This window comes from Candidatus Cloacimonadota bacterium, from assembly GCA_019429305.1.
Lineage (GTDB): Bacteria > Cloacimonadota > Cloacimonadia > Cloacimonadales > JAJBBL01 > JAHYIR01.
The window spans coordinates 1-10300 of sequence record JAHYIR010000039.1 but is presented as its reverse complement, the minus strand read 5'-3'; the positions used below and the strand labels follow the sequence as shown (position 1 = coordinate 10300).

Below are 10300 nucleotides of genomic sequence, written 5' to 3'. Positions count from 1 at the left end.
CAATGCATCCGGTAGGAACTGATCTTCTGACTGCCTCATTTCGAGGTCATGGGTATAATGCAGTATCTTTGACTAAGGAAGATCAAAGCACCTTCCAAAGAGGTAAAAGCTGTCTTCGTGGTTCTGAATGTCTTCCGGCAGCAACTACTCTCGGATCTTTTCTCGACTATTATAATAATTACAAGGAGGAGGAGGATCAAGAAACCTCACTCTTTATGCCCTGTGCTTCCGGACCCTGCCGATTTGGGCAATACAGCACTATTCATCAGATGGTTCTGAATCGTCTGCAGATAAACACCTCTCTGCTTTCTTTTAACTCAGAAAACAACTATCGAGAGATTTCGGGAAGTTTACGATTATTGATCATGAAATCGATCATAATTACTGATATTATAATCAAACTTGGTTGCAGAGTACGTCCCTACGTTGCCGAACCACAAAAAGTCGATCATATATTGAAGGAGTATACAGAGATTCTTGTTCAATCTCTCGAAAGGAAAAACAGTCTGAAGAAAGTATTGAGATTATTAGGTAATGACTTAAAAAGCATAAAACCTAATCTAACTAATTCAAAACCACTTGTAGGAATTGTGGGAGAGATATATGTTAGAAGTTCACCCTTCTCTAATGATAATTTGGTCAATAAAATTGAACAACATGGTGCTGAAGTTTGGCTCTCTCCTTTTATGGAATGGTTTCATTACACTGCTTGGTTAAAAAGTAAGAAAAATAACAGTATAGTTGAGAAATTTACAGATCAGGTGACTGGAAGTATTGTGTTATATATCGAAACTGGCTACTATAAAATATTTAATGATTTTCTGAAAAACCGTATTGAACCAACAACAGAAGAGATTATTGAACTGGCAGAGCCATACATATCATCTTCGATCAGAGGAGAAGCTATTTTAACAATCGGAAGAACGATCAACTTTATTAGAGAGGGAGCTAAATTGATTGTAAATGTAGCTCCCTTTAGCTGTATGCCCGGTAATATAAGTAGTACTATCCTCCGAAGAATTTCTGAAGACTACTCTATACCGATTATTTCTCTATATTATGATGGATTTACGAACTTTGATCAACAACTTAAGACCTATCTGAATAACCTCAAATAGATCTCAATCACTGAAAAATAGTTCGCAATAACTATTCCATCATTTTCTGTAATTGTTCTGTTATAATTTCTAATCTCTCGATTTTCTGATCTGTTTCTGGATCGATCTCATTCATCTTAGCCATGAATAATGCATCTAACTGTTCCTGACGATCTTGTACTTCACTATCATCTAGCACAGACTCTATGTAGGGCTGTAACTCTTGGTTTAGTTGTTGAAAGCGTGGTTGCAGCTCAACCTCTTTAGACCGATCCTCTTTATCTCGGGCATCTTCAAGCTCTGAAATAATGCTATTCCTTTCTCTTACTACCTCTGCTACTTCCGGACTTAAAGCTATCAATTTCTGGTCAATATATTCGGAAAATTGTTCAGATTTTTCTATTATTTCTGGATCCTGCATTACTGCTTGATGTGTTGCCTGAAGTTGTTGGCTTATTGCCATGTATTCTTCGTAAAGTTCCTGAAAACCTTCCGGCATTTCTTGTGCAAAGATTATCCCAGTGGATAAGAGAAACAAAACCACTAATGTCATTCCTATCATTTTTTGTAAACCCATCTTATTACTCCTTTTAGTTAATACGCAGCATTGGTTAAAATCTTTCATTCAAACAATACCATCATTTATATTTTTCTCGGCAAAAATATTCATCCTTGCTTCATTTTTCTGCTCTTGGGGGCTAAGATCGAATTAGTCCTCTCTACTTAGGTAGATAAAAGCTCTGAATATCCTTATCGTTAATTTTGTTTATTTATTTGATTACTTTATAAATGTCAAGCTTTTAATTGAAAACCATGCATCCCCCCATTTTTACAGCAACTAAGTATTGTCATCTTGACTGAACAACCTTCCTTTGTCATCTTGACTGAAGCCAAGCGAAATGGAGAGATCTCAACACCGACTCAAATAAAAAAAAGCAAAATTATGTATGCTTAGCTAAAATCAGTGATGAGATGCCTCGACTTCGCTCCTCATGACAAAGAAAAGAGGAAGTTTCTCTGGGTGAGAATGTACTTCAAAAAGTTTTCTGAATGGGTTGTCTTCTTAAGATTTTCACATCAATAAATCGCAATAAACAGTAACGGTGAAACCATTCCTACATTTTGTAAATGAATTTTTGGGAGAATGGGTGTTTAATTGAAAACTAAATCAGTATTATATATCGAGATGAACTAATAAAGATATCTTGACTGTTTAGATCATTACCCCATTAGTATGAATAGTAATAGATAATATACTTCAGAGGAGATAACTCATGCAAGACAGATTCTTAACAAGATTAGATGAAAATCGCTGGGAAATCCCTCAAAGTGATGAGATGAGGGTTGCAGGCAGGATATATGCTAACTCTCGTTTGGCAATGCTTCTTTCCAAAGATAACTCCTTGAAACAGGTTAGAAATGTTGCCATGTTGCCGGGAATAGTTGGTTATTCAATTGCCATGCCTGACATACATGAAGGGTATGGTTTCCCTATTGGTGGAGTAGCAGCCATGGATTATGAATCGGGAGTAATATCACCCGGAGGAGTAGGTTACGATATCAATTGTGGTGTTCGACTGATCAAAACAAATCTTTTTTTGCATGAGATTAAGGAAAGATTAAAAACGGTTGTTGATCGGTTAAATAATGCTATACCAACCGGAGTTGGTTCTAAAGGTGCTATTCATAAACTCTCTTTGAAAGATTTAGAAAAGATCATGGTCCGTGGAGCTGAATGGGCTATAGAGAATGGTTTTGGCTCTGGAGAGAGTCTGGAATATATGGAGGAGAAAGGTGCCATGACCGGAGCTAATCCCGATTTTATTAGTAATAAGGCAAAAACCAGAGGCATCGAACAGATGGGGACTTTAGGTTCAGGTAATCATTTCATTGAAATTGGTTGCATAAATCAAATCTATGATGAAACCGTGGCTAATTATTTAGGATTGCAATTAAACCAAATAGTAATCTTGATACATAGTGGTTCCAGAGGTTTTGGCCATCAAATATGTGATGATTATATAGGAGAGATGAAAAGAAACCGACGTCAGGAAGACTTCTACCTTCCGGATACTCAATTGATCTCCACTTTTATTAGTTCACCTCTGGGAAAGAAATACTATGCAGCCATGGTTTGTGCTGCCAATTATGCTTGGTCTAACCGTCAGGTTATGATGGCTCTGGTAGAGAAAGAGCTGTTAGAAGCACTTAAAATCTCAGAGAAAGAGCTGGGTTACACCCTCATTTACGATGTTAGTCACAACATTGCAAAAATTGAAGAACACACTTTCGAGGGAGAAAAGAGAAAACTCTGTGTACATCGCAAAGGCGCTACCCGTGCCTTTGGTCCTCATCACCCCTTGATACCCGTTAAATACCAATCTATTGGGCAACCGGTTATCATCCCCGGTGATATGGGCAGATATAGTTATCTCTGTCTGGGAACTGAAGCCGGAATGCATGAAACTTTCGGTTCTTCTTGTCATGGTGCAGGTCGAGTAATGAGTCGTAAAGAAGCATTGCGAACCTCTTCACCAGATAAAGTTTTACAAGAAATGAAGCATAAGAATATTCTAATTCATTCTGCTACTAAAACCACTTTAGTAGAGGAAATGAGCTCTGCCTATAAAGATGTAAGCGCTGTTGTTGATACTATGACTGATTGTGGCTTACTAAAAAAAGTAATTATGATGAAACCTATTGGGGTTATAAAAGGTTAGCTATCTTATCTGGATATTGTTTGCTCTAACTCATAAAGGATCTTATTGAGAGCATGACTATCAAAAGGTTTTAAAAGCACTGCTTGAAATCCATAATTTTGATAATCTTTGACAATACCATCATTTTTTGCATGTCCTGTAGAAAGAACAACAAAAACTGTCGGATCTATCGCTTTGAAATCTTGAATTATCTCATTGGCTCCCTTTCCACCGGGAATAGTTAAATTTAGTATTGCCATATCATGTTTCTTTATCTCTTTGTTTTGTAGATGATTATCAAAGGTCTCCTTGAATATAGTCAGTGCTTGTTCTCCATCAACAGCTGGATCAACTTCATATCCATAAGATTCGAGAAAACTCCCCAAAATAGTCCTAACATCCCTTTCGTCATCCATTATCAATATTTTTCTCCCACCGACCGGTTTAGGTAATAACTCTTTTTCTTTTTCAGTTTCTACTGTTTTAGTTGAAATAGGCAAATAGATTGAGAAAGTTGAACCTTTATCGACAATTGATTCTATAAGTATATGCCCACCATGTTTTCTGATAATACTAAAACTTGTCGTCAAACCCAAACCAGTATGCTTCTCTTTTGTAGTAAAGAAAGGATTAAAAACTTTAGTTAAATGCTCATTGGAAATACCAACACCTTCATCTTTAATTGATATCGTGATATAGTCACCCGGGTTCAAAGCGATATTATCTCGACTCTTTATAGAGCAGTTATGAGCCGTTATAGTTATCTTGCCCCCTTTGGGGGAAGCTTCTGCAGCATTTAAGACAATGTTATTTATCACTTGGCTTATCTGTCCCTCATCAACCTCTACGGTATCTAATTTGTCATCAATTTTGAACTTACATTCCATATTGGTGCCTGTTATAGCAAATGTTGCTGAGTCCATGATCAATTCCTTGATCGAAGCTGCTCTTTTTAACGAACCGGATCCTTTAGAAAAACCGAGTAGTTGCTGAGTGAGATCACGCGCACGTGAACAAGCTTTTTCTGCTTCAGCAAGATTAGTAGTTAGTTTAATTTCATTATCTTTTGATATCTGAGCTAAAGAAATATATCCAACAATAGCGGTTAGTATGTTATTGAAATTGTGTGCAATACCTCTGGCGAGATAACCGATCATTTCTAATTCCTGTACCTTGATCAGTTCATCATTAAGCTGTCTTTCATGTGTTATATCACGGGCTATTCCGATTATTGCAATTGCGTCACCATTATCATCACGCACTAAAGAAGTTGATAAATTTATTAACATCTCTGAACCGTCTTTTCTCACATTCAATACTTCTCCTTTCCAGCCACCTTCTAAAGTTTGTTGCAAAATCTCAGTTAATAACTCTGGGGAGATGTTTTTTGATCTTAGAATTGCCGCAGATTTTCCAAATATCTGTTCTGATTCATACTGATAGGTTCTCAAAAACGCCGGGTTAGCATAAATGATCTTATCTTCCATATCTGTGATAAAGATACAATCATTCGCATTTCTCGTCGCTGTGGCTATCATACGTACTTCATCCTCTATCCGTTTCTGATCGGAGATATCATTGAAAATAATGGAGAGAGAATTAAAATTACCATCTTCATCATTATGAGAAATCGCTGAAAAACGGAGTATTAATTTTCGACCATTGAGAGTATTTATGTTAACTATAAATCTACCACTCCCTTTCTCTTTACAAGCCATTATCTCAGTCAGAAAAGAATCCAAACTCTTATCATCAATGAAATTGAACAATGACTTGCCGATCAAACCTTCTTTTTCAACGCCAAAAAGCTCTTCTGCCGCTTTATTAGCAAAAGTAAAGGTAGAGTTTTTATCAATTATCGCTATCCCTTCAATCTGTTCTTCAACAATCGTCCTAAACATCGTATTATCATTCATAGTATCTCTATCCTCTCCTTGTATAAATCATTCCTTATCAAAAGCTACTTAGCTCTATACTTCAACATCATTAACTCTTTATTGTGAGTCGTTTTTAGTCAAGTTGATTCAGTTTATAAATATTTTAATAACTCTAATTTTGTTATCTTGTCAATCAAAAACTAACTTCTTGTTGTGCTTATTGGAATTGTTCAGAGATAAGTGTTGTTTAGATAATACTGAAGGAAATGGCTGGGATGAGAGGATTCGAACCCCTACAAACGGAACCAGAATCCGTTGTCCTACCTTTAGACGACATCCCATAATGGCTGGGCCGGGAGGATTCGAACCCCCGAATGCATGGACCAAAACCATGTGTCTTACCACTTGACGACGGCCCAGTTTATTTTATACTGGCGGAGAGGGTGGGATTCGAACCCACGGTGAAGTTTAACCCCCACACGCGCTTAGCAGGCGCGCACCTTCGGCCAACTCGGTCACCTCTCCGGATAAGATTATTATGGCGGAGGATGAGGGACTCGAACCCCCAAGGGATAAACCCGGCGGTTTTCAAGACCGCTGCCTTGCCAATTAGGCTAATCCTCCATTGAGTAATCTTTTCAATTTGATGGTCAAACTAAAAACAGCTCTTATTGTGTCAATTCATTTTTCCTGACTTGCAGAATAAGCTTAAACATACCCGAACTCTTTCAGGGCATTTCTTTTTTTCCGCCAATTAGCTTTCAGTTTGACCCATAATTCTAATTTAACTCTTTTACCGGTAAACTTATAGATCTCTTTTTCAGCTGCTTGCCTGACACTCTTGATCTTACTACCGTTCTCTCCGATAAAGATGATCTTCTGTGATTTCCTTTCCAGCCAGACATTAGCCATAATTTCTAATTTATTAGGTAGCTCATGATAAGATTCTATAGTTACAGTACTACTATACGGTATTTCATCCTTGAACTGCAGAAATATTTGTTCCCTGATAATCTCTTGGGCAAAGAATCTCATTGGTAGATCGGAAAGATTTTCAGGATCATAGAAGGGAGGAGAATAGGGTAGATAGCGTTGAATATGTTCTATCAGATCTGCAAAATCGTGATCTTGGGTCGCTGATATACACGTTACTATATCAAAACCGTTTTCTTTTAGCTTCTCTTTAGTTTGCAGCAGATCTTCCGAAGTGAACAAATCTCTTTTATTGATCAGGGCCATCTTAGGTATTTTTACTCTCTTCAAGATAATCGACGATACCTTGATATCATAATCTGTCGGATAATTATTGTCAGTTATGTAGATAATAACATCAGCATCATTAAGGGAAGTAGTGATCTTATTAATCATTTGTTGATGTAATTCATATCGTGGTTCAAGAAAACCAGGTGTATCTAAAAAGACTATCTGGGCTTTATCGTTTGAATAAATCCCCTTTACAGTGTGCCGAGTAGTCTGAGGACGGGGAGAAACAATAGAGAGCTTTTCTCCAACCAGACGATTCATCAGAGTTGATTTTCCTACATTTGGTTTGCCGATAATCACAGCAAATCCACACTTATAATCAGCTGAATAAGATGCCATCAGATTACCTGAGAGCAAAGATCCGAAAGAGCATTCTTTCTACCAAGAGTGCTTCTTCCAAATTAATTGATTTTAGTTCCGTATCGGTCTCTAAAAGAATTGAGAATATTGACGGGATAATAGATAATGGATATCTTTTGGCATATTGCAGGTGATTTCTTCGATAGGAGGTATAGATATCAGCTAAGTGTTTTGCCACTATCTCTTCATCTGAAATCTTCTTTGCTTTAAGAGCATTTATTCTCCAGAGTTGAACGAAAAATCGAAGCAGCATAGATATGACGAAAACTGCAGTTTCCTTATTATCCATTAAGTTCTCGACAATAATAAAAGTCTTTCGCATGTCCCTCTCCCCTACTGCATTGAGCAAATCAAAGACAGAATAAGTTTTGGAATATCCTGTACTGATCTGTACATCCGATACTGTTATCCGCTTAGTATTGATAGAAAAGAGGAGTAATTTCTCCAACTCACTCGCAGCTGTCATATAATCCATTTCAACTCGATTAACAAATAAAAGAGCAGCATCTTTATCAATTGTTTTATTCTGATTGTTAATCTCTCCATTTATCCAAGGCAACATCTCTTCAGGTCGATAAGGACTTCTACAGTTTATAATCGGTCCTAATTGGCTTATCTGTTTGGCTATTTTCAAACGGTTGTCAAAGCTGTCAGCAATGAGTATAACTATACTAAAAATCTCGTTCTGAGTCAAAAAATCGATTATTTTTTGCTGATTCCCTGTCTTAAGACTATCGAATTTCCGCAAAATTACAACTTTCTCTTCTGATAAAAAAGGTCTAGTACTTACAGCATCAAGAAAATCTACAATGCTACAATCATCCCCATAGAAGATCACCAAATCAAAATCACGTTGTTCTTTTGGTATAACTTCATCGACTATCGTATTATATACTTTGCGTTTTAAATACTCTTCGGTCCCATAAATGTAATAAAAACGCGATATTTTGTCCTTATTGAAAGAGCTGACAAACGCTTGATAAGTCAGATTTTTAGCTGTTGCAGGCATTTAACACTATCCTTTAAGTATATAGATAATGACCACGACAGCCAGAGCCCAGACATAAAATGAAAAGTACTTCAGTTTTTTCGTTTGGATCAATTTCATCAAAATAGAGATAGCAAGGTATCCTGTGATAAAGGCGGCTAAAGATCCAAGAACATAGCCCAATAAATGTTGGCTTTGTATTTCAGTGAAAGATCTTAGATCGTAGATAGTAGCCCCTAAAATAGCTGGAATTGCCAGCAGAAAAGAGAACTTAGCAGCTTCAATTCTTTTCAATCCCACGAAAAGACTGGTAGCGATGGTTGAACCGGAACGAGATATCCCAGGTATAACTGCAAAAAACTGACTAATACCGATTATCATAGCTCTCCATATACCTGTTTGATGCATCTCTCGCGTTCTTTTTGGTATCAGATCACTGATAAACAATATAGCTCCTGTTACTATTAGCATAAAAGCAACAAAAAAAGCTTGTTCGAATAGAGCGGCTATAGATGAGGCGAATAGTAAGCTCGGTACACCTGTAACAACACTTCCAATAGCAAGGTACAGTATCACTTTTCTGTCTCTGACCCTACCTTCTGAATTATCTTTAAAATAGTATAAGGAAGATAATAATCTCCAGATATCTTGACGAAAATAGATGAGTACTGCAATTAATGTAGCGAAATGAACTACAATGTTAAAGGTCATTCCCAGATCTTCTAATTGCAGAAATTCTTGGGCGAGTACTAAATGCCCTGAGCTGCTCACCGGTATGAATTCGGTCAAACCCTGTATAATACCCAAAATTATAGCTTTAATGTTAAAAAACATCGATCACCTAACTTAATGAATTTGTACTACAAAATTTCCGGCAGGTCTGAGATGAAGAGTCGAGAAACCGGAACTATCTCAAAGCCCATTCTTTTTGCTTCTTCGACAAACAGATTCAGCATCTGCAATCTTTGTCTATCAGAACAATGAGTAATCACGATTACATGTCTCTTATCTTTTAGGTTATTCAGTTGTCTTAATCTTTCTCTTAATGTTTGTTCAGAACTATCCGGATCATCAAGAAAGAGATCACGTTGTGAAACAGGAACATTCAATCTCTGAGCTACTTGAACAGCTACTGTATGATGTGTTGTTCTGCTATCGATAAAGAACAGATCATGTCTTGCTAAAGCTGTCAAGACGGCAGTCATTACCCTTTCATCGGCAGTAGCTAAACTCCCCATGTGGTTATTAGCCCCTACAACTCGAGGTAAATGCCTGACATAGCCATCAACAAGTCGGCTAATTTCTCGATCATTATGTTCGACCAGAATAGGATTATTTCCGGGATTAACCCGAGGATAATTCAATGGTTCCATAGGTATATGTAAGATAACTTCTCTACCGCTAGCTGCTGCTCTATCCATAACAGTCCTGGAGAATCTTAAATCAGGGAGAATAGAAAATGTGATATTGGGATCGGTAGCCAAAAATTCATCTAATAGAGAACCAGCAAACTCGCCAAAATCATCTACAATAATTGCCAATTTAGGTGCTTTAGAAGGATAACTACTTGTTCGTTCGAAGTATAATCTGACTATGATCTCTTTATCTGCTTTTGGGTCTTTGATCCTCAATACTTGAGCAGTACCACCCGATGCTTCTGTTCCAGAAAGTATCTCTCCCCCTGCCATTTCTACCTGACCGGTAACTATCATATTGGCAAAAACAAGGTCTAATTCATCAGGATTAAGAGCTATAGAGATGTAGATCCCATCTTCACGAATATTTTTCCTATAAAGTCTTTCCGGTACACCCAACAGACCTGCTGCATGTTTTATGGCGGCTTCAACTTTCGTTTCTACTACCACTACCTCATCAGGATCACGGTCCCTCTTTTGACAATTGGATATCATGGTCACTAATACTATTGCCAAGATCAATAGAATAACTATCAACCAGAGATAAGAACGTCTTTTTGGAGAGTTTTTTCTCTCTTTTTTTACTGGTTTTCGGGTTTTG

8 protein-coding genes and 4 tRNA genes are annotated in these 10300 nt (G+C 37.2%); 2 read left to right on the top strand and 10 right to left on the bottom strand.

All coding sequences use genetic code 11. The features are described 5' to 3' along the window. Positions 1 to 1118: hypothetical protein (locus K0B81_09320; GenBank protein ID MBW6516791.1), on the top strand; the 1118-nt coding region annotated here is incomplete at its 5' end. Between the two features lie 31 nt (positions 1119 to 1149). Here K0B81_09320 and K0B81_09315 read toward each other — a convergent pair. Beyond that, positions 1150 to 1674, bottom strand: coding sequence for a hypothetical protein (locus K0B81_09315; protein MBW6516790.1), 525 nt, complete (start codon positions 1672 to 1674; stop codon positions 1150 to 1152). A 697-nt stretch (positions 1675 to 2371) separates the two neighbouring features. On the opposite strand from K0B81_09315, the gene K0B81_09310 reads away from it, so the two are divergent. Next, positions 2372 to 3817, top strand: coding sequence for an RtcB family protein (locus tag K0B81_09310; protein ID MBW6516789.1), 1446 nt, complete (start codon positions 2372 to 2374; stop codon positions 3815 to 3817). A 5-nt stretch (positions 3818 to 3822) separates the two neighbouring features. Here the strand turns inward: K0B81_09310 and K0B81_09305 are convergent, their stop codons facing one another. The 9 genes from K0B81_09305 to K0B81_09265 all read right to left on the bottom strand — a co-directional run. Continuing rightward, the gene (locus K0B81_09305) at positions 3823 to 5712 is read right to left on the bottom strand and encodes a PAS domain S-box protein (protein ID MBW6516788.1); all 1890 of its coding nucleotides are present in this window, start codon (positions 5710 to 5712) and stop codon (positions 3823 to 3825) included. A gap of 228 nt (positions 5713 to 5940) precedes the next feature. Beyond that, positions 5941 to 6014: transfer RNA gene (locus K0B81_09300), tRNA-Gln, on the bottom strand. A gap of 3 nt (positions 6015 to 6017) precedes the next feature. Next, positions 6018 to 6092: transfer RNA gene (locus K0B81_09295), tRNA-Gln, on the bottom strand. 13 nt (positions 6093 to 6105) lie between these two features. Continuing rightward, a tRNA-Ser gene (locus K0B81_09290) sits at positions 6106 to 6198 on the bottom strand. Positions 6199 to 6212: 14 nt separating this feature from the next. Further along, positions 6213 to 6297: transfer RNA gene (locus tag K0B81_09285), tRNA-Ser, on the bottom strand. An 84-nt stretch (positions 6298 to 6381) separates the two neighbouring features. Then, complete coding sequence (gene era / locus K0B81_09280) at positions 6382 to 7275, bottom strand: GTPase Era (GenBank protein ID MBW6516787.1); 894 nt, start codon at positions 7273 to 7275, stop codon at positions 6382 to 6384. Between the two features lie 4 nt (positions 7276 to 7279). Beyond that, positions 7280 to 8305, bottom strand: coding sequence for a DNA polymerase III subunit delta (gene holA, locus K0B81_09275; protein MBW6516786.1), 1026 nt, complete (start codon positions 8303 to 8305; stop codon positions 7280 to 7282). Positions 8306 to 8311: 6 nt separating this feature from the next. Continuing rightward, positions 8312 to 9118, bottom strand: a complete 807-nt coding sequence (locus K0B81_09270) for an undecaprenyl-diphosphate phosphatase (GenBank protein ID MBW6516785.1) — start codon at positions 9116 to 9118, stop codon at positions 8312 to 8314. Positions 9119 to 9144: 26 nt separating this feature from the next. Continuing rightward, positions 9145 to 10300, bottom strand: a 1156-nt coding sequence (locus tag K0B81_09265) for a divergent polysaccharide deacetylase family protein (GenBank protein MBW6516784.1), incomplete at its 5' end; no start/stop codon positions are given.

Bases quoted from the DNA above. Each gene is read 5' to 3' on its own strand.
- K0B81_09315 (MBW6516790.1), bottom strand. From the start codon at position 1,674: ATGGGTTTACAAAAAATGATAGGAATGACATTAGTGGTTTTGTTTCTC.
- K0B81_09310 (MBW6516789.1), top strand. From the start codon at position 2,372: ATGCAAGACAGATTCTTAACAAGATTAGATGAAAATCGCTGGGAAATC.
- K0B81_09305 (MBW6516788.1), bottom strand. From the start codon at position 5,712: ATGAATGATAATACGATGTTTAGGACGATTGTTGAAGAACAGATTGAA.
- era (MBW6516787.1), bottom strand. From the start codon at position 7,275: ATGGCATCTTATTCAGCTGATTATAAGTGTGGATTTGCTGTGATTATC.
- holA (MBW6516786.1), bottom strand. From the start codon at position 8,305: ATGCCTGCAACAGCTAAAAATCTGACTTATCAAGCGTTTGTCAGCTCT.
- K0B81_09270 (MBW6516785.1), bottom strand. From the start codon at position 9,118: ATGTTTTTTAACATTAAAGCTATAATTTTGGGTATTATACAGGGTTTG.